We start from the raw sequence: 25,153 nt of genomic DNA on the forward strand, positions 1-25,153 counted from the left end.
TCTCATGTCCAAGAAATGGGCCGTCGCCGCGCTCGTCGCCGGCGCCGTGCTGGCCGCCCCGCTGGTGCCCGCGGTGCGCCGCGGCTTCAACGCGTTGCTGCTGCGCACCACCGGCACCGTCGTGCGCACCGAGCGACCGCGCCGATGACCGGCACCGACCCGTCCGGCGAGCAGCGCCGGGAGTGGATCGAGCGGGCCTGGGCGCAGCTCGACGACGCGCGCCTCATCGAGCTGGTCGCCGGCATGGTCGGCATCCCGAGCCCCACCGGCGAGGAGGGCGACCTCGCGCGGTGGCTGGCCGAGCGGCTGCGCGAGGCCGGTCTCGAGGGCCGCTACCAGCCGATCGACGCCACCCAGGGCAACGCCGCCGGCCGGCTGCGCGGCGACGGCAGCGGCGCCGACCTGCTGCTGTACGCGCCCATCGACACGCTCACGGTCGGCACCGCCGAGGAGGACGTGCCGTGGATCGGCGACGCGCTGCGTCCCGACATGCGCCCCGAGGCGATCGTGGACGGCGACTACGTGCTCGGCCTGGGCGCCAGCAACCCCAAGGGCCACGGCGCCTGCGTCATCGCCGCCGCCGAGGCGATCCGCAAGGCCGCCGTCCCGCTGCGGGGCGAGCTGTTCGTCGGGCTCGGCGCCGGCGGCATGCCGACCAACAAACGCACCGTGCCGCGGGCGCAGCGGTACAACGCCGGCCAGGGCAACGGCGTGTCGTTCCTGCTCGAACAGGGGCTGCACCCACACTTCGCGCTCATCGCCAAACCCGGTTGGGCGGTCAGCCACGACGAGGTCGGCCTGTGCTGGTTCGAGGTCCGTGTGCGCGGCACCTTCAGCTATGTCGGCAGCCGGCACCGCATGAGCTACCGCAACCCGATCGTGCACGCCGCCACCGTCGTGCAGGCCCTGGAGCGCTGGTTTCCGCAGTACACCGCCCGGCACACCGAGGAGACCGTCGCGCCGCAGGGCAACATCGGCGCCATCGAGGGCGGCTGGCCGCGCATGCCGTCGGTGTCGCCCGCGCTCTGCCGGCTGCGTGTCGACCTGCGCACCCGCCCGGCGGTGACGCCGGCGCAGGTGCGCGCCGAGTTCCGCGCCGCCATCGAGGCCATCGCCGCCGAGCACCCCGAGCTCGACCTCGACTGGGACATGGTGCTGTCGATTCCCGGCACCGCCACCCCGGCCGACAGCTGGATCGTCCGGGCCGCCGTGGAGGCGTGGCAGGCCATCGAGGACCGGCCGCACGTGCCGATCGCGCACAACAGCGGCGCCACCGACGCCAACATCCTGCGCGGGCGCGGCGTGCCCACGGCCCGCATCGGCATGGACCGCATCGGCCCCGGCGCGCCGCTGCCGCTGGACTTCCCGTCCGGCATGAACGTCGTCGACGTGCGCGAGATGCGCCGGCTCGCCCGCCACCTCATCCACACCGCGGTCAACACCTGCACCCGAACGAGGGAGGAGCTGGCGTGAGCGACATCGTGCTCGGCATCGGCGCGTCGCACAGCACCCTGATGAACACCCACTGGGCCGAGGTCGACGACCAGCCCGGCGCGCACCGCTTCCGCGACGGGCTGCACGCCGCCCGTGACGCGCTCGCCGCCGCCCGGCCCGACGCGGTCGTGGTCATCGGCTCCAACCATTTCCGCGGCTTCTTCCTCGACCTCATGCCGGCCTTCACGATCGGTGTCGGCGAGGTCGTCGGCGCGGGGGAGAGCGGCACCCCCGGCGGGCGCCTGCCGGTCGACACGGCGCTGGCCCGCCGCATCGTCGACCAGCTCGTGGACGACGGCTTCGACCCGGCGTTCTCCCTGCGGCTGACCGTCGACCACGGCATCACGCACAGCCTGCAGCACCTGCTGCCCGCCCTGGACGTGCCGATCGTGCCGGTGGTGGTGAACATGTTCGCGCCACCCCTGCCGACGCTGCGCCGCTGCGACGCCCTCGGCACCGCGATCGGCGCCGCCATCCGCGGCGACGGCCGGGGCAAGCGGGTCGCCGTCATCGCCTCCGGCGGGCTGTCCCACCGGCTGCCGTGGCCCAAGTGGTTCGACGCGCTCAGCGACGACGACCGCTTCCTCGTCGAGGCATGGCTCAACGGCCGGGACTCGTGGGCGCAGTACGAGGTGCGCCGCCGGCAGATCATCCGGGCCGCCGAAGCGGACATCAACCCCGGCTTCGACGAAGAGCTGCTCGGCCGGCTGGCCGCGGGCGACCTCGGCGACCTGCTCGACCGCACCAGCGCCGAGATCGACGCCGTGGCCGGCAACGGCGCCCAGGAGATCCGCGCGTGGATCGCCATGGCCGCCGCGCTGCGCCCGTTCACCGGCCGCACCCTCGCCTACGCCGCGGTCCCGCAGTGGCTCACCGGCATGGGCGTCGCCCTCGCCGAACCCGCCGTACCCGTGAAGCCCAAGGAGCAGCCATGAGCATCTGGACCGACCTGACCCTGCGCACCGGGCTGGATTTCCGGCACACGTTCGTCGACGCCGGCGGGGTGCGCACCCGGGCCGTGCAGTGCGGGCGGGGCGAGGCCGTCGTCTTCCTGCACGGCACCAGCGGCCACCTGGAGGCGTTCAGCCGGAACCTGCCCGCGTTCGCGCCGTACTTCGCCTGCCACGCCGTGGACATGCTCGGTCACGGCTACACCGACGGTATCGACGCGCCCTACCGCATCCCCCGCTACGTCGAGCACCTGCTCGACTACCTGGACGCGAGCGGCATCGAGCGGGCCCACTTCGTCGGCGAGTCGCTCGGCGGATGGGTCGCGGGGCGGCTCGCCGCCGACCACCCCGACCGCGTCGGCCGGCTCGTCCTGGTCGCGCCCGGCGGCACCGTCGCCAATCCCGCCGTGATGGAGCGCATCAGGACCAGCACCCGCCGCGCCGTGGAGACCGACGACATCACGTTCACCCGGGAACGCCTGGAGCTGCTCATGTACGACCGGGCCAACGTCAGCGACGAGCTGGTCCAGGTCCGTCACGCCATCTACCACCGCCCGGAGTTCGTCAAGGCGCTGCCGCACCTGCTCTGCCTGCAGGAGCTGGACAACCGCACCGAGGACCTGCTGACGCCCGAGCAGATGGCCCGCATCGCCGCGCCGGCCCTCATCGTGTGGGGCGCGCAGAACCCGTTCGGCGACGTCCCCGAGGCGCGGCGCATGCACGAGAGCATCCCCGGCTCACGCCTGGAGATCTACGGCGAGTGCGGGCACTGGCCGCAGCACGAGCACGCGGAGCAGTTCAACCGGATGAGCCTGGACTTCCTCGGCGCCGCCGCGTGAGCCTGAAGGTCGGCATCCGTATCCCGCCCTGCGAGCCGCTGAGCGCGCTGGCCGCCGCCGCCCGCCGGGCCGAGGACCTCGGCTTCGACCACGTCTGGTTCCCCGACTCGCAGGTGCTGTGGCGCGACGTGTTCGGCACGCTCGCCGCGGCCGCGCTGCGCACCGACCGGATCGGGCTCGGCACCGCGGTGACCAACCTGGTCACCCGCCACCCCACGGTCGTGGCCTCCGCCGCGCGCACCATCGCCGAGCTGGCACCCGGCCGGTTCCGCCTCGGCGTCGGGGTCGGCAACAGCTCCGTGCAGCCGGTCGGGCTCGCCCCGAGCACCCAGGCCGAGCTGCGCGAACGGCTCGGCACAGTGCGCACGCTGCTGGCCGGGGAGGAGGCCGGCTTCGGCACCGCCCGCTCCCGGCTGCGCGACCCGGGCGACGGCATACCGATCCACCTGGCCGCCAGCGGCCCGCGGAACCTGCGGCTGGCCGGCGAGCTCGCCGACGGGGTGATGCTGCTCAGCGGCGTCGCGCCGGTGACCCTGGCGAGCAGCCTCGCCGCGGTGCGCGAGGGCGCCGAGCGGGCCGGCCGGGATCCGGCCGCCCTCGAGCTGACCGTCGCGGCGCACGCCCACGTCACCGACGACGTCGAGCGTGACGCCCGCCGGCTCAAACCGATCTGCGCCGGTATCGCCCAGCACGGCGGTCGCCCGTTCCTCGCCCTCGCCGGCATCGAGATCGAGGTGCCGGCGCGCGTGCCGCAGGTCTACCCCGACCTCGTGCACGCCGAGGACTGGGACCGCGCCGTGGCCGTCTGCGACGCGTGGGTGAGCGACGCCGACGCCGTCCGGTTCGCCGAGACGTTCTGCCTCTTCGGCAGCGCCGAGCACATCCTCGGCCGTCTCGCGCAGGCCCGCGCGGCCGGCGCCACCGCCGTCTTCCTGCAGCACGTCGGCTCCTACGACCTGCCGTACGAGCTGATGGAGGCCATCGCCGGCGACGTCCTGCCGAAGCTGCCGGCATGACGGTGCTCGACGCGCTGACCGAGCGCGGGCTGCGGGCCGCGGCCGGCGACCGCCACGCCCGCGACACGGCGGCCTTGCACCTGCTGGACACGGTCGGCTGCATCGCGGGGGCGGCCGGCCACCCGACTGCCACCAGGCTGGGCGGCCTGCCACCCGCGGCCGGCCCGCACCGTACCCTCGGCGGCCACCACAGCCTCGGCCGCGCCGTGCTGGTCGAGGCCACGCTCGCCCACCTCGACGAGTTCGACGCCCTGCACCCGGCGGCCGCGGTCGCCCCGGCCGCCGTCGTCGTGCCCACGGCGCTGCTCGTCGCGGCCGACGTGGACGCGCCCGGCGAACGGCTGCTGGCCGCCGTCCTGGCCGGCTACGAGACCGTCGTCGAGGCCGCGCTGCGCTTCGGCGGCGCCGCGCTCTACGCCAGCGGCTGGTGGCCGACGGCCGTGTTCGGACCGCTCGGCGCCGCCGCCGCCACGGCGGTGCTGCTCGACCTGTCACCGGCCCGGCACCGCGAGGCCCTGTCGCTGGCCGCCGCCGGGCTCGGCGGGTTGCTCTCCGCCGACCGGCTCGGCGACGCCCACTACCTGCTCACCGGCCAGGCCGCGGCCCGTGGTGCCGAGGCCGCCTACCTGGCCCGGGCCGGCGCCGGCGGCAGCCCGGCGCTGCTCGACGCGCCGGCCGCCGCCGCCCTGGGCCGCGCGCCGGCCGCCCCGTCCCCGGCCGGCCCGTCCCCGGCCGGCCCGTCCCCGGCCGCCCCGTCCCCGGCCGCCCCGTCCCCGGCCGGCCCGCACCTGCTCGGCACGGCCCTCAAGGCCTACCCGTGCGCGAGACCGCTCCACGCGGCGCTCGACGCCCTGCGGCAGCTCGCCGGGGACGGCGTCGACCTGGCCGCGGCCCGGGAGGTCCGCGTCGCGCTGCCGCCCCCGCTGCTGCGGTTCGTCACCGCCGACCCGGCGCCGCCGGGCCCGGCCGAGGCCGCCGCGAGCGCCGCGGTCGCCGTGGCGGCGCTGCTGCGCGGGAGGGCCGATGATCCGGCCGCCTACCGCGACGGCGGCCCGCCCACCGGGCCGCCGGTGAGCCTCGCCGGCGACGAGACGCTCCTGACGGCGTTTCCCGCGCACTGGGGCGCCGAGGTCACCGTGTCCACGGTGGACGGTGCGGTGCTGCGCCGGCGGGTGCTGGACGCCCCGGGCGATCCGGCCCGGCCGCTGGACGCCACGGCGGTGCGGGCGAAGTTCGACCGGCAGGTCCCCCGCGCCGCCCGGCTCGCCGAGGCCTGTCTCGGCATCGCCGCCGCGGCCTCGGTCCGTCCGCTGCGCCGCCTGCTGGCCGGGGTGCTCCGGTGACCGGCCGGGATGGTCGTACGTAGTACGACTAATGGTACGGTGGGGTCCGTGGTCAACGGCAAGGCGCGCAAGGGCGGACGGGGTCTGAAGGCGATCGATCCACAGGACATCGTCGCGGCGGCCCTGCGCATCTGTGACGAGCAGGGCCTGGATCACCTCACCGTGCGGGGCCTGGCCACCGAGCTCGGCATCGGCACGATGACGCTCTACAGCTACTTCCGCGGCAAGGACGAGATCCTCGACGCGATCGCCGACCACGTGCTGGGCGAGATGGTCGTGCCGCCGGCCGACCCGGCCGACCCGGCCGCGGTGCTGCGCACCGTCGGCTACGCCTTCCTCGACCTCATGCAGGCCCACCCGAGCGTCGTGCAGCTCTTCGGCACCCGGGTCACCACCTCCCAGCACTCGCTCAAGGGCGGCATGGAGGCGGTGCTCACCCGCCTCGTCGACGCCGGCATCCGCGACGACCTCGCCGTGCGCTGCTACGGGTTCCTGATCACCTACGCCCTCGGCTTCGCCCACTACCAGTACCCGCGCACGTGGGGCCGCGGGGACAGCGACGAGGCGGCCGAACTGCGCCGCCAGCGCCGGCACTTCTACGCCTCGATGCCGGCCGGGGAGTTCCCCACGATGGTCGAGCTGTCGGAGCGGCTGGTCAGCCTGCCCAGCGACGAGCAGTTCGAGTTCGGGCTGTCCATGTTCGTCAACAGCGTGCTGGCGGAGCTCAAGCTGCCGCAGCGGTAGGCCGGCCCCGGGTCGCGGCCGTCCGCCCAGATCGACCGGAATGCCGTTGGGCATGCCGGGATCATGCGCGCCTCTTGACATCGTTCGTTGCACGATACAAAGTACGAGTTAATTAACCGCTGCGTCATGCCGCCTCGGCAAACGGGCGTACGCGCAGGTCATCCCATGTTCGCGGAGATCGGCCACGGCCGGCTGCCCGCACCTTCTCGCACCGCGAAACACGAAGGAGTCCGCGATGCAGCAGTCCAGCCCTGAAGCGGCGCCGCCGGAGCCGGCGGCCGAGGCGATCGTGCGGCTGGACGCGGTCGGCAAGACGTTCGGCGCCTTCCAGGCCCTGCGCGCCGTCGACCTGGCCCTCTATCCGGGCGAGGTGCACGGCCTCATCGGCGCCAACGGTGCCGGCAAGTCCACCATCAACAAGATCGTCAGCGGCATTCACACCCCGACCACCGGCACCGTCGTGGTCGACGGCCGGCCCGTCACGCTCACCGACCCCAGACATGCCGGCCGCCTCGGCATCGGCATCGCGCACCAGGAGATCGAGCTGTGGCCGGCGCTCAGCGTCGCCGACAACATCACGGCCGGGCGGATCCCCGGCCGCGGCCTGCCCGGTCTGCGCATCCGCGACCGCCACGCGGCGCACCGCACCGCCCGTGAGGTCCTTGCCCGCCTCGGCGCCGACCTCGACCCGGGCCTGCCGGCGGGTGGCCTCGACCTCGCCGAGAAGAAGCTGCTGCAGATCGGCCGCGCCCTGCTCGGCGACCCCCGGCTGCTCATCCTCGACGAGCCCACCGCCGCCCTGGAACTGCGCCAGTCCCAGCGGGTCGTCGCCCTCATCGAGCGGCTCGCCGCGCAGGGCCTCGCGGTGCTGTTCGTCAGCCACAAACTCGACGAGGTCGTGACGACCGCACACCGCGTCACCGCCCTGCGCGACGGCACCGTGGTGGCCCGTATCGAGCGCGGGCAGCCGCAGCTCAACGTGCACCACCTCGCCGAGCTCGTCGCCGGACGGGTCATCGAGGGCGTCGGGCGCTCCGCCGGGCGGCGGCCTTCGGACGAGGTCGTGGTCCGGGCCGACGCGGTCGCCGCGCCCGGCGTCGAACCCACCGACGCCGCCCTGCGCCGCGGCGAACTGGTCACCTTCGCCGGCGTCCTCGGCTCCGGTGCCGCCTCGTTCGCCCGGGCGCTCGCCCGCACCACCACCGGCGGCGGCGGCCGGATCACCGTCACCGCGGAAGGCCGCCGGGCCCGCACCGCCGTGCTGCGCGGTGGCCGGGCCGCCGCCGCGGCGCTCGGCATCGGCTTCGTGCCCGAGGAACGCAAGCGCGACGGCATCCTGCCGCTGCTGACCATCGAGCAGAACATCGCGGTCGCCTCCATCGGCGCCCTGTCCCGCTTCGGCCGGCTGGACCGGCGCAAGATGCGCGCGACCGCGGAGTACTACATCCAGCGCCTCGACATCCGCCCCGCCGACCCGCGCTACCTCGCCGGGCAGCTCTCCGGAGGCAACCAGCAGAAGATCCTGCTCGCCCGCTGGCTCGCCGCCGGCGCCCAGGTGCTCGTCGTGGAGGAACCCACCCACGGCATCGACGCCGGCGCCAAGGTCCAGATCAGCCGCGAGCTGCGCCGGTTCGCCGACGAACGCGGCTGCGTGGCCATCGTCGCGCTGGAGAGCGAGGAGTTCGCCCAGATCACGGACCGCTACCTGGTCTTCCGCCGCCACCGCATCGTCGCCGACCTACCCGCACCCGTCGAACACGCCGAAGTGTGGGCGGCCAGCCTGGGCGACCAGGTGCCGGCCGCCGTCTCCCACGACGAAGGAGCCCAGCGATGACCGTGGAACAGGCCGGCCCGGCCACCCTCGCACCGGGGGAGCCGGCCCAGCCGCCGCCCGGCGGCACCATACCGAAGCGCCGGCGCTTCCGGTTCGGCCCCGAGGAACTGTTCGTCCCGGGGGTGCTCGTCGCCCTGGTGATCCTGCTGTCGGTGAACACCGACGTCTTCCTCACCCGCAACAACCTGCTCAACGTCGCCACCTCGATGGCGCTGCTGGCGATCGTCACCTTCGGGCAGACCTACGTCGTCGGCGCCGGCGGCTTCGACCTGTCCATCGGCTCGCAGGTCGCCCTGCACGGCGCGGTCGCCGCCATCGTCATGGCCGGCACCGGCAGCATCCTCGCCGGCATCCTCGCCGGCCTCGCCGCCGGCCTCGTCTTCGGGCTGGTCAACGGGTTGCTCGTGATCACCCTCAAGGCGCACCCGTTCATGATCACGCTCGGCACGCTGGTCATCGGCAAGGGCCTCGCGCTCATCATCACCCACGCCGAGTCCGTCGGCGGCCTGCCGGCCTCCATCGCCGGCTTCGGCCTGAACCGCCCCCTCGGCCTGCCCTGGATGGTCTGGCTCATGATCGGCTGTTTCGTCGTGGCCGCCTTCGGTCTCGCCGTGTCGCCGTTCGGTCTGCGGGTCCTCGCCACCGGCGGCAACCGCGAGGCGGCCCGCCTCGCCGGCATCCGGGTCGACCGCGTCGTGGTCAGCGTCTTTGTCATCTCCGCGCTGTTCGCCGCGGTCGCCGGCATCGCCACGACCGCCCGGCTGCAGTCGGCCCAGCCCACCGTCGGCGCCCAGTTGGAGCTGTTCTCCGTCGCCGCGGTCGTGCTCGGCGGCAGTGCCCTGCACGGCGGCGACGCCTCCATGGCCCGCAGCCTCATGGGCGTCGCACTCATCGCCGTCATCCAGAACGGGCTCAACCTGCTCAGCGTCGGCGACGCCTGGCAGCAGGTGGCCATCGGCGTCGTCTTCATCGTCGCCATGTCGGCCGCGCTGCTGCGCGGTGTGTCGCTGCCGCGTCGCCGGCGCGCCTGACCTCCCCCAAAATCACCGAGGAGTTCCGTATGCATCGTTCCCGCGTCCGGCTCGCCGCCGGCGTCGCCGGTCTCGTAGTCGTCGCCTTATCGCTTGCCGCCTGTGGCAGCAGCGGCGACACCGGCGGCGGCTCCGGCCACAAACGCAAGATCGGCGTCAGCTTCGCGGCACCGACCATCGCCCTCTACGCCTCCATGCAGAAGGGCATCAAGGCCGAGGCCGACGCCCGCGGCATCGACGTCATCTTCACCGATGCCGGCGGCGACGCGGTCAAGCAGGCCAACGACATCAACGACCTCATCGCCAAGAACGTCGACGGCATCCTCGTCTCGCCCATCGACGGCAAGGCCGTCGTCGCGCCGCTGCAGCAGGCCAAGGCGGCCGGCATCCCGGTGATGACCGTCGCCCGTGACGTCTCCGACACCAGCCTGCGCCGCGCGTTCGTCGGCAACGACTGGGGCAGTTCCGGCAAGCAGATCGCCGAGTGGACCTGCAAGAACGTGGGTACCGGCAAGATCGCCATGATCAAGGGGCCGTCCTCCGCGCCGTACGTCAAGGAGATGGCCGACGCCTACAAGGCGGTCGTCGGCTCGGCCTCCTGCCCGAACATGTCCGTCGCCCACGAGGTCAACGTCACCCAGCTCACCGCCGAGGAAGGTCTGCGGGCCACCAAGGACGCGCTGTCCGCGGTACCGGACGTGAAGGTCGTCTACGTCAACCTCGACGACTTCCTCAACGGCACACTGCAGGCCATCAACGAGGCCGGCAAGAAGGGGCAGATCACCGTCACCGGCTTCGACGGCATCCCGGCCACGCTCGACCTGGTCAAGTCCGGTCAGGTCGGTTTCGAGATCGCCCTGCGGCCCACCAACTGGGGCAAGACCGCGCTCACCTCGATGCTCGACGCGCTGGACGGGAAGACCGTGCCGAGCATGGTGACGATCGAGACGACCCCGTTCGACAAGACCAGTACCGACAAGATCACCACGGACTTCCTCGCCTGACGGCTGAACCCTGCGACGGCCGCGGCCCGTACCGGTGGGCGGATGCTCATCGAGGAGGGCACGCATGCGCGTCAGACCGGTCGTGTTTCCACTCCTCGCCGCCGTGGCCGTGCTGCTGGCCGGCTGCGGCGGCGGGGCCGTTGCGGGCGTCCCCCCGGTGGCGGCCGGGTCCGCCGCCGCACCGTCGACGCCCGCCGCCGCACCCTTGACGCCCGTGGTCGTCCCCGACGCCCTGAAGTTCACCGGCACCACCCTCGACGGCAAGCCCTTCGACGCGACGAAGCTCGCCGGCCGCCCGGTCGTCCTGTGGTTCTGGGCGCCGTGGTGCGCCGTCTGCTTCGGCCAGGCATCGACCGTCGGTGACCTGGCCCGGCAGTACGACGGCAAGGTCGCCATGGTCGGCATCGCCGGGCTGGATCAGAGCACCGGCGCCATGAACGAGTTCGTCGCGGAGGGCGAGGTCGGCAACGTCACGCACCTCGACGACAAGGCCGGCGTCGTCTGGCGAAAGTTCGGGATCAAGGAGCAGAGCGTGTTCGTGATGATCGACCGGACCGGCAAGGTGATGCAGAACGGCTACCAGGACACGGTCACGCTCGGCAAGTGGGTCGCCTACCTCGACGAGCACTGAGCATGGTGCTCCTGGCGCTCGCGGCCGGCGTCCTGGCCGCCGTGAACCCGTGCGGCTTCGCGCTGCTGCCGGCGTACCTCTCGTTGCTCGTCCTGGATGAGGGCGTGTCCCGGCGCCGTGCGGTCGGCCGGGCGCTGCTGCTGACCCTCGCGATGACGGCCGGGTTCGTCGGCGTGTTCGGGCTCGTCGGCATCGTCCTGACCCCCGCGGTGAGCTGGCTGCCGGCCCGGCTGCCCTGGTTCACCATCGGCTTCGGGCTGCTGCTCGTGGCGCTCGGCGGCTGGCTGGCGGCCGGCCGGCACCTGCCCGCCCTGCCGTGGCGCCCGGCCCGCGCCCCGGCCCTGACCCGCTCGCTGCCGTCGATGGTGCTGTTCGGCGCCGCCTACGCGCTCGCGTCGCTGAGCTGCACCATCGGCCCGTTCCTGGCCATCGTGGCGTCGAGCCTGGAGTCCTCGGCGATCACGCTGTTCCTCGCGTACGCCGCCGGAATGGGCCTGGTCGTCGGCGCCGCCGCCCTGGCCGTGGCCCTGCTGCGCGCCTCGCTGCTCACCCGGGTGCGCCGGGCCGGCCCGGCACTCTCCCGCACCGCCGGCGCCCTGGTGCTCCTCGCCGGCGCGTACGTGGCCTACTACGGCTGGTACGAGGTACGGCTGGCGGCGGACGGGCCACGCGCGTTGCGGGATCCGGTGGTACGTGCGGCCGGCACCGTCCAGCAGTGGCTGGCCGGCGGCCTGGACACCGCGGGCGTGGCGGCGGTGTCGGTCGTGTTCGCCGCGCTGCTCGTGGCCGGCCTCGCGGTGGGCCGCCGCCGCGCCGGCTGACCGCGGCCGCACGGTGCACGGCGCGGAGATTGTGGGACGGCGTATCGATCGGAAACGTCGCGCGGCGACAATGGCCGCATGTGGGCACCGGGCGTGGCGGCGACGCTGGTCTACGACATCGCTGCTCCGGCGGTGATCGCGCTGCAGATCGCGGCGGCGGGGCGGCCCGACGGCGAAGTGCTGGCGGCGACGCTCGACGACAAGGCGATCGGCATCGCCGAGGTGGCCGGCTCCGGCGGGCCGCTGGGCGGGCGGACGCACATGGTGACGTGCGGCAGTGGGCGGCTGGTCGTCACGTACACCAGGAATGGCCCGAGCCCCGCGACGCGGGCCGCCCGGCCGACGGAATTCGACCGGATCGTGGCGATGCGCCCCAGCCGGTACTGCCCGTCGGACCGGCTCGGCGGCTATGCCGCCCGCTACCGCGACGCCGATGACCTGGCGACCGTGCGGGCCATCGTCGGTGACGTCCACCGGTCGCTGGTGTACGACGCGACAGCGACGAGCCCGACGACCGACGCGGTCGACACCCTGCTGTCCGGGCGTGGGGTCTGCCGCGACTACGCCCACCTCACCGCGGCCCTGTGCCGTGCCGTTGACATACCGGCACGCGTCGCCGCCGTGTATGCGCCCGGCCTCGACCCGATGGACTTTCACCTGGTCGTGGAGACCGCGCTGGCTGACGAATGGCTCGTGTGGGATGCCACCCGGCTCGCACCGCGCCAGTCCTTGGTCCGGGTGGCGACCGGTCGCGACGCGGCGGACGTGGCGTTCGGCACAGTGCTGTCGGGAACGGCGGAACTGGTCGACCTGGCCATCACCGCGGTCGCCGACGGCGACCTGCCGACGGATCGCCACGAAGCACCGGTCGGGCTCGCATAGGTCGCGGCACCGTCTGGCTTCACGACAAGTGACCGATCGCATTCATTCTGTGATCGTCGTGGTCGAGTGGCAGATCGTCGGAGGGTGGAGGAACACCTTCGGTAGCGAGGTTCGTGCCCGGAGCAGGTATGGTTCGCCGGAACGGAAGTTCATCGCCGACGATTGGCGAGGGACTGGCTTCCGCTATCAGGAGGAAAGTGTGGCCAGCGGTACTGTCAAGTGGTTCAACTCTGAAAAGGGCTTCGGCTTCATCCAGCAGGATGACGGCGGCGCCGACGTCTTCGTCCACTACTCCGCCATCGCCAGCACTGGTTACCGCGAGCTCGCGGAAGGCCAGAAGGTGGAGTACGAGGTGACCCAGGGCCAGAAGGGTCCTCAGGCGGAGAACGTCCGCGGTCGCTGACTCGGTCCTGACCAGGCCCGAGTGCCGTCGGAGCGCCGCATGCCCAGCGTGCGGCGCTCCATGGCCTGTGTTGTGGGCCAGGGCGATCGCTTCGCCCCTGGCTCAGGCCGACCGCGTGTGGTGAGATCGGGCGGATGGGTGCCGCCGACGACCTGCTGCGCGAGCTGACGCGGCGCACAGATGACGCCCTGCTCGACGACGACACCGTCCGGCTCTGTGCACAACTGCAGGCGGAGCTCGACGGCGCCGCGATCGCCCGCGACGGCTCGCTCCGCGACGACCGGGAGGCGCTGCGGGCGGTCGCGCTCACCTGGTGGCACCGCCTGCGCAACAACGCCGCGGCGCCGGAGACCGGGCTGATCGTCGGGCTGCTGGCGGCGTCGTCGAGCGCCGAGGACCCGGCGTTGCCGGCGACCGCCCGCGCGATCCTCGGGCAGTACGCCGACCGTCCCGAGGTCGCGTTCGCCGCGCCGATCCGCCACGCCCGCCTCGCCGTCGAGCTGCTGGCGCGGGCGCTCGACGCTGACGACCGCCCGATGCTCGACACCGCCGTCGAGGCGCTGCGCCAGGCCGTGGCGGACCTCCCGGCCGGCCACTACCGGGCGAGCGCGGAAGGCAACCTGGGCACGGCGTTGCGCGAGCGGTACGCCCGCGATCACGACGACCGGGACTTCGATGCGGCCCTCGCGGCCCACCACAACGCCATCGAGGCGACGCCCGAGGACGACCCGGCGCTGCCCGGCCGGATGACGATGCTCGGCCACGCGTGGCAGGAGCGCTACGAGTGGCTCGGTGACCTCGCCGCCCTCGACCGCGCCGTCGCCACCAATCGCGCCGCGCTGACGCTGGCCGCCGGTGCACACCCGAACGGCCGGGCGATCATCCTGGCCTACGCGAGCACCCTGCGCGAGCGCGCGACGGTCGCCGGTGACGCCGACCGGCTCGAGGAGGCCATCGACCTCCTCGAGCGCGTCGCCGGTGGCGCCGGCCCGGACGCCGAGACCGCCGCGATCCTGTCCTCCGTCGCCAGCGCCGCGATCAGCCGCTACCAGCTGACCGGGTCCCTCGGCGACGTGACCAAGGCGGTCGGCGCGCTCCGCCGGGCCGTCGCGTTGGCCGGCGGCTCCCCGGCGGCGGCGGTCTACCACGGCAACCTCGGCTCCGCGCTGCTGACCCGATACGTCGCCGCCGGCGACCCGGACGATCTCGACGCCGCCGAGCGGCACCTCGTCACCGCCATCGCCGGGCAGCCGCCCGATCCGGAGGTCGAGCTGCGGCGCGGGACGCTCGCGCTCGTCGGGCTCCGCCGGTTCGAGCGGACCGGCGACGCGGCGTTGCTCGCCGACGCGATCACCACGGTCCGCGAGGTGTTCGACCGCCTGCCCGAGACGCACCCGGACCGGGCCGGCGTGCTCGCCAACCTCGCGATCCTGCTGTACACCCGGTTCGAGCGGCTCGGCGAGCCGGCCGACCTCGACGCCGCCGTCGAGCAGGCGGACCGGGCCGTGCGGACGACGCCGGAAGGGCATCCGCACCGGCCCGGGCGGGTCGCGAACCTCGCATCGATCCTGCGGGCCCGGTTCTTCGATCGGGGCACCGGTGCGGACCTGGACGAAGCGGTGCGCATCCTGCGGCCGATCGCCGAAGGCCGCGGGGCGGAAGCGGCCGCGTGCGGCGCCTCCCTCGGCACCTCGCTGCTGCTGCGCTTCGACTTCAGCGACGACACCGCCGACCTCGACGAGGCCGTCCGCATCCTGGCCGGAGTCGTCGACGGCGGGTCGGTCGAGCGGCCCGACTGGGCCGGCTACGCCTCGGAGTACGGCCGGGCGCTCATCGCCCGCCACCGCGCCGGCGCCGACCCGGACGGCGGCGATCTGGCCCTGGCCGCCACGCTGCTGGAGCGGGCGGCGGCGCAGCTGCCGGGCGGCCATCCGCTGCGGGCGCCGTGCCTGGTCAACCTCGCGCTGGCCCACCGCACCGCCTACCGGGAGACCCACGAGGACGCCGCCGTCGAGCGGGCCCTGGCCAGCTATGCGCTGGCCGGTGCCGAGCCCGGCGGCGCGGCCCGGGTGCGCTACCAGGCCGCGGTGAGCGGCGGACAGCTGGCGATGGAAGCCGGCCGCGGGCAGGACGCCCTGGCGGCGTACGAGCATGCCGTCGCACTGCTGCCCCGCATGGCCTGGCAGGGTCTCCAGCGCGGCCAGCAGGAGCGCATCCTGGCGGCCGAGGCCGGGGTGACCGCGGACGCCGCGGCGGTCGCGATCCGGCTCGGCCGCCTCGACCGGGCCCTGGAGCTGCTGGAGCAGGGCCGCGGGGTCCTGTGGGGCCAGCAGGCGCCCGCCCACGACGACCTCGCGAAGCTGCGCGCCGCGTCCCCCGATCGCGCCGAGGCGCTCCTGCGGGTGCTGGCCGCCCTCGACACGGCGAGCGCCGGCCTGCGCGACACGACGCGTCCCGGACCCGTGGCACCGGCGCGCGAGCAGGCCGCCGACCATCGGGTGCGCCTCAACGCCGAGCTCGACCGGCTGCTGGGGGAGATCCGCGCGGACCCTCGCTTCGCCCGGTTCTGGCTCGCCCCGGCCGCGGACCGCCTGCGTTCGGCGGCCGCCGAGGGGCCGGTCGTCGTGCCGCTGGTCAGCCAGTACGGCGCCCACGCGCTCGTCCTGCGCGGGTCCGAGCCGATCCGGCGGGTCGACCTGCCCGCCGTGGAGACCGAAGCGCTGCTCAGCCACTCCCTGCGCTACGCGCGGGTCCTGCTGGCCATGCGAACCGGCGACCCGGCGGCGGCCGGCACCGCGACGCGGCACCTCGACCGGATCCTGGCCTGGCTCTGGCGAACCATCGCCGAGCCGGTGCTGCGGGCGCTCGAGCTGCGGCCGGTCGCGCGGCAGACGGTGCGGCTGTGGTGGTGCCCGAGCGGCCTGCTCGCCTTGCTGCCCCTGCACGCGGCCCAGCGGTTCGACGATGCGACGCTGGCCGACGTCGGCGTCGCCGACCACGTGATCAGCTCCTACACGCCGACCCTGCGCGCGCTCATCGCCACCCGCACGACCGCGCCCCGGCCCGTCACCGCCGCGGTGCTGGTGGCACTGCGGCGTACCCCGAACCAGCCGGACCTGCCGCACGTCACGGCCGAGATCGACGCGGTCCGGGCGGCGCTGCCCGTGCCGGTCGAGGTCATCGACGACGAACGCGCGACGCTGGAGCGGGTGCGCGAGCGGATGCCGGCGTCGCAGTGGCTGCACTTCGCCGGCCACAGCCGCCAGGATCTCGACGCGCCCGGCGACACGTGCCTGCACCTGGCCGACGGCCCGCTGACGGTCGCCGGCATCGGCGCGCTCGACCTGCCCGAGGCGCAGCTGGCGTTCCTCGCCTCGTGCGAGAGCAGTGTCGGCAGCCCGTCGCTGCCGGACGAGGCGCTGCACCTGGCCGGTGCGTTGCTCGTGGCCGGGTTCGGGCACGTGATCAGCACCCGGTGGGCCGTGCCGGACGCGATCGCCGCGCGGCTCACCGGCGCGGTGTACGAGTCCCTGTGCTCGGGTGACGGTCCGCTCGACGTCGGCGTCGCCGCGCAGGCGCTGCACGAAGCGGTCCGGTCGCTGCGCCACGGCCAGCCGTCGGTGGTCTGGGCTCCCTACTGCCACACCGGCCGGTAGCCGTGCGCGGAACGCCATGGACTTCGCGTACCCATCGCCACCGCGCCCGGCGCGCGGCGCCCGCGGTGTCGTTCGAGACGGCTGTGCGGCGCGGCGACACCGCGGCGATCCGCGCATCGGCCCGAGTCGTGCGGCGCGAGCTGGCGACGGTCGCGGGCCGGCGGGATCCGCTGTACCGCGCCGAAGTGCTCCGCAGCCTCGGCGCCATCGACCTGGCGTGGTACGACAACGGGGGAGGCCCCGCGGCCGTCATCCGGGCCTTCGGGCTGCGCACCCGCGCGCTGGACCTGCTGACCGGTGTCGCCCCGGCGATGCGCGGCGACCCGGAGGGCGCCGCGTTCGACCTCGCGCTCGGCGAATGCGAAGCCGACCTCGCGCAGGCGCTGATCTACCGGTACGAGATCGACGATCGCCTGGAGTGGCTCGACCGGGCGGTCACGCTGCTGGAGGCGGCCCGGGACCGCTCGCCCGACCCCGAGCTGCACGACGCCGTCGACGGAAGCCTGGCGGTGTGCCTGGAGAGCCGCAGCCGCCGGACGTCCAGCGTCGCCGATGCGCGGCGGGCCGAGGGCCTCCACCGGAGGGTGCGGGACCGCTCGGGCGCCGACCGCGTCGAGCGGGCGCTGCTCACCTCGAACCTGGCCAACAGCCTGGCCACCGTGTACGAGCTGTCCGGTGATCCGGCGGCCGCCGTTGCCGCCGCGACCGAGGCCCGGGCCGCGGCGGTGGCGATGCCCCGGACCGACCAGCGGACGGCGTCGCTGTGGTCCGCCTACGCCAACATTCTGGGGCTGCGGCTGAGCCAGGACAGCGATCCCGCACTGATCGGCGAGGCCGTCCGGGCCGGCCGGCAGGGCGTGCGGCTGGCCCACGACGGTGACCCGGGCCTCGGCGGCTATCTGCTGAACCTGGTCAATTTGCTGCTCCTGGAGCACGACGCGACCGGAGACCCGGACCCGCTGCACGAGGCCGTCGAGCAGGCCCGGCAGGCGGTGCGGGTCACGCCGCCGGGCTCGCCGGGCGGGGCGCCCGTCCGGTCCGCGCTGGCGAGCGCGCTGCGGACCCGCTACGACAGCGACGGGGACCATGCGACGCTGCGCGAGGCACTGCGGTTCGACCGGCAGGCGGTCGCGGACTCGGCACCCGGTGACGCGGGCCGGCCGTCGTACCTGAACAACCTGGCGATCACGCTGTTCACACTCTACGAGCACGAGCGGGATCCGGGGCTGCTGGAGGAGGCGGAACGCGCGGCCGAGGCGGCCGTCACCGCGGCCGGGGACTCGGGCGCCGACCGGCATCTGCTGCTGCAGACCCTCGCGCGGGTGCTCTTCATCCGGCATCAGCACACCGGGGCGATCGCACCGCTGCATCGGGCGGCGGACCTGGACCGCCGGGCGCTGCGCCTGATCGGTCCCGGCAGCGCCGGCTGGACCGAGACGGCCGGCAACCTCGCCGCCGATCTGATCGCCGTCCATCAGGCGGCCTCGAACGTCGCCGCGTTGACCGAGGCGGCCGGCCTGCTGGAGCGGGCCGTCGCCCACACCGGGCCGGGCACCGCCGGGCCGGCCGGACCGAGCCGCCCCGATCTGGCCCGCAATCTGTTCAACCTGGGCGTTGCCCTGGCCGGGCTCGCGGCGGCGGGGGAGGGCCCGGCAACCGAGGACCGCGTGGCCGCGGTCGCGGCGCTGCGGGCCGCCGCCGCGCTCGCGAGCGCCCCGGCGACGCTGCGCGCCGAGGCCGCCATGGAGTGGGGCCAGGTCGCCGCCGCGGCCGGTGACTGGGCGACCGCGTCCGAGGGCTTCGCCCTGGCGATCGAGCTGCTGCCGCTGGTGTCGCCGCGCCGGCTCAACCGCCGCGACCAGGAGCTGCGTATCGGTGTCTTCGACGGCCTGGCCCGCGACGCCGCCGCGAGTGTCCTCGCCGCGGAGCATCCCGATCCCGCCCGCGCGGTCGAGCTCCTGGACCGAGGGCGCGGCGTGCTGCTCGCCCCGATCCTCGAGGAGACGGACGATCTCGCCCGGGTCCGGTCGGTCGATCCGTCGCTGGCGGAACGGTTCGTCCGGCTGCGGGCCGCGCTGGATGCCGATCCCGTCGGCGTCGGTGGCGGGCGCGCCCGCGAACGGCTCGCCGCGGACCTGGCCGGTGTCATCGCCGAGATCCGGGCCCGGCCGGGCCTGTCCGGCTTCCTCGTGGCACCGGGGATCGACAGCCTGCGGGCCGCCGCGGCGGACGGGCCGGTCGTGCTGCTCAACATCAGCGAGTACCGGTCCGACGCGCTGCTGGTCACCGCCGACACGGTCCGGTCCGTGCCCCTGCCGCTGGTCACACCGGCCCGGACCGCCGAGGTCGTCCGGGCCTACCTCGCCGGCCTCGCGCGTCCGGGCCCGGTGGGGGACTCCCGGCTGCGGGCCGTCTGCGGCTGGCTGTGGGACGCCGTCGCCGAGCCGGTGCTGCGGGCCCTCGACTTCGGCGCCCGCGACGGTGGGTGGCCGCGGCTCTGGTGGTGCCCGGCGGGCGCGCTCGGCATGCTGCCGCTGCATGCCGCGGGGCGGTGGGATCCCCTCGGCGGTGAGGACGACGGTGTGCTGGATCGCGTCGTCTCCTCCTATACCGCGACCGTGCGCACGCTGGCGGCGGTCCGGTCGCGGGCGAGCGGCGATCCCGGGCGTCCACTGCTCGTGGCGTTGTCCAGTGGTACCCCGGGCGCGCCGGACCTGCCGCACGTCGAGCGGGAGATCGAGGCGGTACGACGGGCCGCCCCGACACCACCGGCGATGTTCCTCGGTCCGCAGGCCCGCCGGGCCGCCGTGCTGGCGGCGCTCGGGCGCCACGCCTGGCTGCACTTCGCCGGGCACAGCAGCCGCGACGCCGACGATCCCGGCCGGGGCCGGCTGCGGCTGTCCGACGGCGACCTGACCGCGACCGAGATCGCGGCGCTGCGGCTGACCGGCGCCCAGTTCGCCTACGTCTCCTCGTGCGACGGAGCCGCGGCCGGGCCCAGCCTGCCCGACGAACCGCTGCATCTGGCGCTGGCGCTGCAACTGTCCGGCTTCCGGCACGTCGTGGCGGCGTCCCGGCCGGTCGGCGACCGCAGCGCCGCGGACATCGCCGCCGCCTTCTACCGGGGACTCACGGCCGGTGAACGCTTCGAACCGGCCGGAGCGGCGGAGGCGTTGCACGACGCCGTCCGGGCGCTGCGACGCACCCACCCTCCGGCGGTGTGGGCTCCGTACCTGCATGCGGGGCCCTGACGCGCCGGCCGGAGCGCCGCCGGGTCAGGCCGCGGACATGTCGAGCCCGAGCAGGTCGCAGTGCGGCTGGTCACCGAACGGGTTGCGTTCGACCCGTCCGCAAAGCTTCTGCGGACATCTGAATTCGCGGTCGCGCGCGGGCTCGTCCCAGTCGTCGTCGGCAGCGGCCTGGCCGTCGCCGCCGCGGAGGGTCATGTCGTCCTCGGCCTCGGCGCGCTGCTCGACGTCGGCCCAGAGATCGTTCCAGGCGGCCAGGTCGGGAGATCCGCCGCGGCTCTGCTGGGCCAGCCCGCGCCACCGGCGCTCGAAGCCGTGCCGGTTGGATGCCAGCCGCAGCGTGTGGAACCCCAGACACAGCCGATCCCACGATCCCGGGTCGCCGAATCCGTCCGCCACCGGCCCTCCTCCGCGGACCGGCGCCGGACGCACCGTTCCGACCCACTACTCTAGGTCATCGCCGAACCACCGCTCATCCTGTGAGGGGCGCATGGAGGTCGTGTTCCGCACCGCAGACGTCACGCCCGGCGAGGAACCGGCGATCGAGGCCACACTGCGCCGGATCGACATCGGCCAGGGCCTCGGACAGTGGCAGACCCCCGTCGACGCGATCGAGATAACCCGGCGGCTTTCCGGCGCCGGTGGCGCGGTGGTCCTGGAGGCGATGCTGCGCCGGGGCCGGGAACGGGTCGCGCGGGTCGTCAAGATCGGGCCGGCCCACCCGATGCACGTCGAATGGCAGGCGTACGTCAGGCACATCGCACCACGCCTGACGGAACTGCTCGCCGGCATCGAGGCCACCACGCCCGGCGCCCGCGATCCAGGCCAGGCGCTCCCCGGCGAAAGTGACGCGGTGGTCTACAACCACGTCCGGCAGCATGCCGCCGCCGAGCACGTCGTCACCCTCGAGGATGTCGTCGCGCGGGCCTGCACCGCCGAGAGCGACACCGCGGCCGATCGGGCCGCCGACCTGATCGGCACGCTGTTCGACAAGGCGCGGCCCGTCTTCTACGACAGCGCGCGCCCGTCGGACGATGCCACGTCGCTGGACAGCCTCACCCCGGCGCTCGGCCCCGATCTGGTGGTGGAGATCGATCGCGCCGGAGCCGGGTCCGCGAGCCTCGGCCCGCCCGCGGGCGCCGCCGGAGTCCGGTTTCCCCGGCAGCTCGTGGACGCGGGATTACGGGCGGATCCGCCGGCCGGGTTCGCACCCGGCACCGTCATCGTCGTCAACAACCTCGCACCACGCCCGGGCGATCCGCTGGGCGGGCAGCGCGACGGCGCGCGCGTCGCGATCCGGGTCCGCGCCGGCAGCGAGCAGTACGTCGACCTCGCCGCACTGGCCGGCGGACGCGAGTTCACCGTCAGCGGCCCGATCGTCGGCCTGCGGGCCGCCGAGGCCCGGCGCCGCATCGCCGCCGCGCTCGGCCCCGACGCGACGGAGCCGTTGCTGTCCGGACTGTTCGGCCTCCTGCCGCAGGTGGTCCGCGAGCAGCTGCCCGGCCGCGTGTACTCGCTCGTCCACGGCGACCTCAACGGCGGCAACGTGCTGGTCGCGAACGGACGGCCGTACCTCATCGACTACGCGATGACCGAGCCGGACCGGCCGCTGCTGACCGACTTCGCCTGGCTGGAGATCAACCTGTTGCGCCGTGCGATCGGCGCCCGGCTCACCATGGCCGAGCTGCTGACGCTGCAGCGGACGCTCGCGCTGGCGACGCTGTGCCTGGACTCGGCCGGCGACGCCGACGCGACCGTCGCCCGGCTCGGCCCGTCTTCGCCGCGGCTTCGGCCGGCCTTTCGCATCCTGGCCCGGCTGCGGCGCGAGGCACTGCGATCCTGGCCGCCCGGTGCCACGCCGTTCGCGCCGGAATACCACCGGTTTCTGCTGCTCGCCGCGCACCGGACGTTCAAGTGGCCCGACGCGATGCAGACGGCGGCGTCCTGGCGCGCCTCGGTGGCCGCCGGAGCGGTCGCGGCCGAGTGGCTCGGCGACCGGCCGCTGGAGCCCTGGGACCGTGAGCAGGCCGGCGAAACCTTGTCGGCCGCGCTGCGACTCATCACCGCCCCGGAGCGGTCCGCGCCGCTCGTGGCGCTGGCCGCGATGGAAGCCGGGCGCCCGGCCGACGCGCTCGGGCCGGCGACCGCGGCCCTGGCCGGTGCGCTCCTGGCCAGGTTTCCGCCGGTGCGGCCCCCGGACGGCCCGCTCATCCGGCTCGGCGGCCGGGCGGCGGCGCCGGAGGAGCCGGTACCCGACGCGGTCACCTTCCTCGCGGACCGTCCGGCGGTACTGCTCGTCGGCGAGTCCGGTTCGGGCAAGTCGACGACGCTTCGGGCCCTCTGCGGTCACCTGGCCGCCACCGGCCGGCGCATTCCGGTGCTCCTGAACGCCGCCGCGATGATCGGCCCGGCCCCGCGATCGCCGGCCGACGTCATCGCGGACCACACCGGCGTTTCCTTCTCCGGGACGCTGCTGACCGCCGGTGCGGTACACCTCGCGGTGGACGGCTGGCACGAGCTCGGCGCCGCCGATCGCCGGTCGGCCGGGGCGTGGCTCGCCGAGCTGCGCCGTCGCCACCCGCGAACCGCTGTCGTCGTCGGCCTGCGCCCGTCCGACCTGCCCGGGCCGGCCGGGTTCGAGACGTTGATGCTGGCCGAACCCCGGCTGGAGCAGGCGGTCGCCTACCTCGTGACGGCCGCCGCCCAGCGGGAGACGACCGTGGAACGCGCCGCCCAGCTGGCGCGCGAACTGGTCGACGGCCCCGGCGACCGGCCGGTTCGCGACCTCGTTCGCACGCCGCTGTTCCTGTCGCTGCTCGGCCGCCGCCTTCCCGCCGCTGCCGTGCCCGCCAACGTCGCCGACCTCCTGCGCGACCACTTCGCCGCGATCGGGCTCGACCCCGACGAGGAGCGCTATGCCGTCGCGGTCGCCGCGGCGAGCGTCGACGCGGTGGACCCCGGCTCCTACCTGCCCGCCGAGCTGGCGGCCCGCGATGCCGCGCTGCGCACGCGCCTCGCCGATGCCGCGGTGCTCACACCGGAGCTCGCTTTCACGTTCCCGGTGTACCGGGACTACTTCGCCGCCCTGAGCCTCGCCGACGGTACCGTCCCGCCGGCGGACCGCGCGATCCAGGTGCGCTGGCAGGAGCCGCTGCGGCTGTACGCCTCGATGGCCGCGAACGGTGAACCGGCCGTCGCCGCGCTGGACGGCCTGGACCCCGTCGCCGTCGCCCGCGTCCTGGCCACGGCCCGCGACGCCGACCGGCGCCGCGATGCGTTCGTGGCGGAGATGGAGGCCACGCTGCGCTCGGCGGCCGCCGGCGCGGTCGAGCAGGCCCGGGCGGTCGATGCCCTGTCGGCGCTGGGCGGGCCCGGATCGCGCGCGCTGGCCGCCGTCGCGGCGGACCCGCTGGCCGGCGCGAGTGCGCGGATAGCTTGCCTGATCGCGCCGAGGCGGCTGGACCACCTCGGCCGATCCGGGCGGGCCCGGTGGATCGCCGCGCTGCACCGGGCGTTGACCGGCGACGGCACGCCGGCCGAAGTACGGGCGGCGGCGCTGCTCGCCGCGGCAGGCGCCGCCGAGCTGGTGCTGCTCGCCGCCGCGGCGCTGACCGGCGACACCGACTGGCGGGTGGTCGCCGCCGCGCACCGCACCCTGACCCGGGGCCGGGCCCTGCTGACCGCGGAGCAACAGCGGGCGTACACCGACGCCGTCGCGCGCCGGCTGACGGCGGTCGAGTCGGAGCTGACCACGACCGCGGTGGCGCGCGCCGCCGAGGGGCTCCAGGCCGAGCGGCTGGACCTGCTCGCCCGCCTCCCCGCGCCGCAGCTGCTCGGAGCCCTGCTGGAACGCCGCTTCGCGGTGGACATCGACGACGTCGTGCGCGGCCGCCTTGACGAGCTGCGCGGCAGCGCACCTCCGGCGGAACCGGCGCTGCGGGCGGCCTGGCAGGCGCTGACCGGGCCCGATCCGGTCTCGCCGGACGTCGTCACCGGCGATGACCGGCTCCTCGCGGCCGCCGCCGCGCACCGCCTGCTGGACGGTGCACCGCAGGACGTCGCCCGGCTGCTCGCCGCGCTGCCGGCCGTGGGCGACCGGGATCTGCCGCTGTTCGGCGCCACGCTGCGGCGGGTCGCCGAGATCCGGCCCGAGGCCTGGCCGGGCGGCGCGATCCGGTACGCCGCGGCCCGGGCGGAGGCCATGGATCTCGCCGAACGGCTCGCCGTCGCCGCCGAGGCGGTCAGGCCTCGCGAGGGCGTCGCCGCGCTGACCCGGGCCGTGAGCGCCGCGGATCCGCTCCGCGGACTGCGGCTCGCCGAGCGCCTGCACCGATCGCTGATCGACCTCGGTGACGAAAGCCGGTTCGCCTGGCCGTGGTCGACCACGATGGCCTGGTCGCGCGCCGCCGTCCCCGACTGGCTGCCCTTGCTCGGCGGTACCGCGGCAGACCGGTCGCTGGCCGTCACCTACCTCGCCTCGGCCGGGTTCCACCTCAGCGGCGCCCGCCCGCGCGACCTGCCCTGGATCACCAACGAGGTGCGGTCCCGGCTCCTCGAGCTCGGCCCGGAGCCCGGCATCACCTGGCCGTACGCCGACTTCATCCGGGCCGCCGCCACCGCCTGCCTCTGGGACGTGCTGCCCACCGTCGTCGGCCTGCTGGGACCGGTCACGACCGGCGAAGCGGCGCGGCCGGGCACGTCCGGCGGGAGCGGCCGGCACGAGACGACCGCGCGGGCCGAGATGCTCACCGCCGCGGGGTACCTCGCCCGCCGCTACGCCGACACGCACGGGCGTGCCCCGATCGTCGAGGCGGTCCATCGCACGATCCGGGACTTCCGGCCGGACCACCCGAGCGAGCTCCGGGCCCGGCTGATCGGGCTGGCCTACCTGGGCTCCTACGGGGAACTGCTCGACGGCCTCGCGTCGGATCCGCTGCTGCTGCCCGCCGCCCGGAACGCTCTGTGCTCCTGGCCGGCCGGCCCGTACACCCCGCCCGAGCTGGCCGGCCAACCGGCCGTGGCGGCCCGGATCACCGCGCGGCTCGCGTCTCCCGGTCTGCCGGCCGAGGCCAGGTCGGCCCTGCTGGAGCTCCAATTCGCCCTCGCGGCCGCCGCCGGTGTGCTCGCCCGGGTGCGCGATCCCAGGGCCGCGCCGGGGTGAGCCGGGCTCGGCCCGATCGGCGTCGCACCGGCGGAGCCCGGCGGCGGCGTACCCTGGACAGCGGCGTTGCTGGGTGCGCGACTGGGACGGGGCATT

The 25,153-nt window shown here is 74.9% G+C and carries 18 protein-coding genes; 17 read left to right on the forward strand and 1 reads right to left on the reverse strand.

Annotation, left to right across the window (positions count from 1 at the left end; translation table 11 throughout):
• The first annotated feature begins 4 nt into the window (after window positions 1–4).
• The 16 genes from ACQPXD_RS12090 (at window position 5) to ACQPXD_RS12165 (ending at window position 19,899) form a co-directional block, all read left to right on the forward strand.
• Window positions 5–148: a hypothetical protein gene (locus tag ACQPXD_RS12090; protein WP_432837744.1), complete on the forward strand. Its 144-nt coding sequence runs from the start codon at window positions 5–7 to the stop codon at window positions 146–148.
• The gene (locus ACQPXD_RS12095; RefSeq protein ID WP_432837746.1) at window positions 145–1,473 is read left to right on the forward strand and encodes a M20 family metallopeptidase; all 1,329 of its coding nucleotides are present in this window, start codon (window positions 145–147) and stop codon (window positions 1,471–1,473) included. The genes ACQPXD_RS12090 and ACQPXD_RS12095 overlap by 4 nt, the downstream gene beginning before the upstream one ends.
• Window positions 1,470–2,429: a hypothetical protein gene (locus ACQPXD_RS12100; RefSeq protein ID WP_432837748.1), complete on the forward strand. Its 960-nt coding sequence runs from the start codon at window positions 1,470–1,472 to the stop codon at window positions 2,427–2,429. The genes ACQPXD_RS12095 and ACQPXD_RS12100 overlap by 4 nt, the downstream gene beginning before the upstream one ends.
• Window positions 2,426–3,283 (forward strand): alpha/beta fold hydrolase, encoded by an 858-nt coding sequence (locus tag ACQPXD_RS12105; RefSeq protein WP_432837749.1) that lies wholly within the window; start codon window positions 2,426–2,428, stop codon window positions 3,281–3,283. Before ACQPXD_RS12100 ends, ACQPXD_RS12105 begins: the two co-directional genes overlap by 4 nt.
• Window positions 3,280–4,299 carry an LLM class flavin-dependent oxidoreductase gene (locus ACQPXD_RS12110; protein ID WP_432837751.1) on the forward strand — a complete coding sequence of 340 codons (1,020 nt, stop codon included), beginning with the start codon at window positions 3,280–3,282 and terminating at the stop codon, window positions 4,297–4,299. The genes ACQPXD_RS12105 and ACQPXD_RS12110 overlap by 4 nt, the downstream gene beginning before the upstream one ends.
• Entirely contained in the window at window positions 4,296–5,642 is a 1,347-nt protein-coding gene (locus ACQPXD_RS12115) for an MmgE/PrpD family protein (RefSeq protein WP_432837753.1), read from the forward strand. Before ACQPXD_RS12110 ends, ACQPXD_RS12115 begins: the two co-directional genes overlap by 4 nt.
• 48 nt (window positions 5,643–5,690) lie before the next feature.
• Window positions 5,691–6,386, forward strand: a complete 696-nt coding sequence (locus tag ACQPXD_RS12120) for a TetR/AcrR family transcriptional regulator (RefSeq protein ID WP_432837755.1) — start codon at window positions 5,691–5,693, stop codon at window positions 6,384–6,386.
• Between the two features lie 235 nt (window positions 6,387–6,621).
• Window positions 6,622–8,220, forward strand: coding sequence for a sugar ABC transporter ATP-binding protein (locus ACQPXD_RS12125; RefSeq protein WP_432837757.1), 1,599 nt, complete (start codon window positions 6,622–6,624; stop codon window positions 8,218–8,220).
• The gene (locus ACQPXD_RS12130; RefSeq protein WP_432837759.1) at window positions 8,217–9,251 is read left to right on the forward strand and encodes an ABC transporter permease; all 1,035 of its coding nucleotides are present in this window, start codon (window positions 8,217–8,219) and stop codon (window positions 9,249–9,251) included. The genes ACQPXD_RS12125 and ACQPXD_RS12130 overlap by 4 nt, the downstream gene beginning before the upstream one ends.
• A gap of 29 nt (window positions 9,252–9,280) precedes the next feature.
• Window positions 9,281–10,255 carry a substrate-binding domain-containing protein gene (locus ACQPXD_RS12135; protein ID WP_432837761.1) on the forward strand — a complete coding sequence of 325 codons (975 nt, stop codon included), beginning with the start codon at window positions 9,281–9,283 and terminating at the stop codon, window positions 10,253–10,255.
• A gap of 64 nt (window positions 10,256–10,319) precedes the next feature.
• Window positions 10,320–10,886, forward strand: a complete 567-nt coding sequence (locus ACQPXD_RS12140; RefSeq protein WP_432837763.1) for a redoxin family protein — start codon at window positions 10,320–10,322, stop codon at window positions 10,884–10,886.
• A 2-nt stretch (window positions 10,887–10,888) separates the two neighbouring features.
• Complete coding sequence (locus ACQPXD_RS12145) at window positions 10,889–11,707, forward strand: cytochrome c biogenesis CcdA family protein (RefSeq protein ID WP_432837765.1); 819 nt, start codon at window positions 10,889–10,891, stop codon at window positions 11,705–11,707.
• A 78-nt stretch (window positions 11,708–11,785) separates the two neighbouring features.
• Window positions 11,786–12,589: a transglutaminase domain-containing protein gene (locus ACQPXD_RS12150; protein WP_432837767.1), complete on the forward strand. Its 804-nt coding sequence runs from the start codon at window positions 11,786–11,788 to the stop codon at window positions 12,587–12,589.
• A gap of 199 nt (window positions 12,590–12,788) precedes the next feature.
• A complete protein-coding gene (locus ACQPXD_RS12155) occupies window positions 12,789–12,992 on the forward strand; it encodes a cold-shock protein (protein WP_432843812.1) in 204 nt (67 codons plus the stop codon).
• A 134-nt stretch (window positions 12,993–13,126) separates the two neighbouring features.
• Complete coding sequence (locus ACQPXD_RS12160) at window positions 13,127–16,648, forward strand: CHAT domain-containing protein (protein ID WP_432837769.1); 3,522 nt, start codon at window positions 13,127–13,129, stop codon at window positions 16,646–16,648.
• A 65-nt stretch (window positions 16,649–16,713) separates the two neighbouring features.
• Entirely contained in the window at window positions 16,714–19,899 is a 3,186-nt protein-coding gene (locus ACQPXD_RS12165) for a CHAT domain-containing protein (RefSeq protein WP_432837771.1), read from the forward strand.
• A 24-nt stretch (window positions 19,900–19,923) separates the two neighbouring features.
• Here ACQPXD_RS12165 and ACQPXD_RS12170 read toward each other — a convergent pair whose 3' ends face one another.
• Window positions 19,924–20,295 carry a hypothetical protein gene (locus tag ACQPXD_RS12170; protein WP_432837773.1) on the reverse strand — a complete coding sequence of 124 codons (372 nt, stop codon included), beginning with the start codon at window positions 20,293–20,295 and terminating at the stop codon, window positions 19,924–19,926.
• Between the two features lie 265 nt (window positions 20,296–20,560).
• Here ACQPXD_RS12170 and ACQPXD_RS12175 point away from each other — a divergent pair, with 265 nt between their 5' ends.
• Window positions 20,561–25,057, forward strand: coding sequence for a hypothetical protein (locus ACQPXD_RS12175; protein ID WP_432843814.1), 4,497 nt, complete (start codon window positions 20,561–20,563; stop codon window positions 25,055–25,057).
• The last annotated feature ends 96 nt before the right edge of the window (window positions 25,058–25,153 follow it).

The sequence above is a fragment of the Dactylosporangium sp. CA-092794 genome, assembly GCF_050948465.1.
Lineage (GTDB): Bacteria > Actinomycetota > Actinomycetes > Mycobacteriales > Micromonosporaceae > Dactylosporangium.

Coding starts and splice junctions, on each gene's coding strand:
- ACQPXD_RS12150 (WP_432837767.1), top strand. CDS start 11,786: ATGTGGGCACCGGGCGTGGCGGCGACGCTGGTCTACGACATCGCTGCT.
- ACQPXD_RS12160 (WP_432837769.1), top strand. CDS start 13,127: ATGGGTGCCGCCGACGACCTGCTGCGCGAGCTGACGCGGCGCACAGAT.
- ACQPXD_RS12125 (WP_432837757.1), top strand. CDS start 6,622: ATGCAGCAGTCCAGCCCTGAAGCGGCGCCGCCGGAGCCGGCGGCCGAG.
- ACQPXD_RS12115 (WP_432837753.1), top strand. CDS start 4,296: ATGACGGTGCTCGACGCGCTGACCGAGCGCGGGCTGCGGGCCGCGGCC.
- ACQPXD_RS12175 (WP_432843814.1), top strand. CDS start 20,561: ATGCTGCGCCGGGGCCGGGAACGGGTCGCGCGGGTCGTCAAGATCGGG.
- ACQPXD_RS12135 (WP_432837761.1), top strand. CDS start 9,281: ATGCATCGTTCCCGCGTCCGGCTCGCCGCCGGCGTCGCCGGTCTCGTA.
- ACQPXD_RS12090 (WP_432837744.1), top strand. CDS start 5: ATGTCCAAGAAATGGGCCGTCGCCGCGCTCGTCGCCGGCGCCGTGCTG.
- ACQPXD_RS12130 (WP_432837759.1), top strand. CDS start 8,217: ATGACCGTGGAACAGGCCGGCCCGGCCACCCTCGCACCGGGGGAGCCG.
- ACQPXD_RS12140 (WP_432837763.1), top strand. CDS start 10,320: ATGCGCGTCAGACCGGTCGTGTTTCCACTCCTCGCCGCCGTGGCCGTG.
- ACQPXD_RS12095 (WP_432837746.1), top strand. CDS start 145: ATGACCGGCACCGACCCGTCCGGCGAGCAGCGCCGGGAGTGGATCGAG.
- ACQPXD_RS12145 (WP_432837765.1), top strand. CDS start 10,889: ATGGTGCTCCTGGCGCTCGCGGCCGGCGTCCTGGCCGCCGTGAACCCG.
- ACQPXD_RS12105 (WP_432837749.1), top strand. CDS start 2,426: ATGAGCATCTGGACCGACCTGACCCTGCGCACCGGGCTGGATTTCCGG.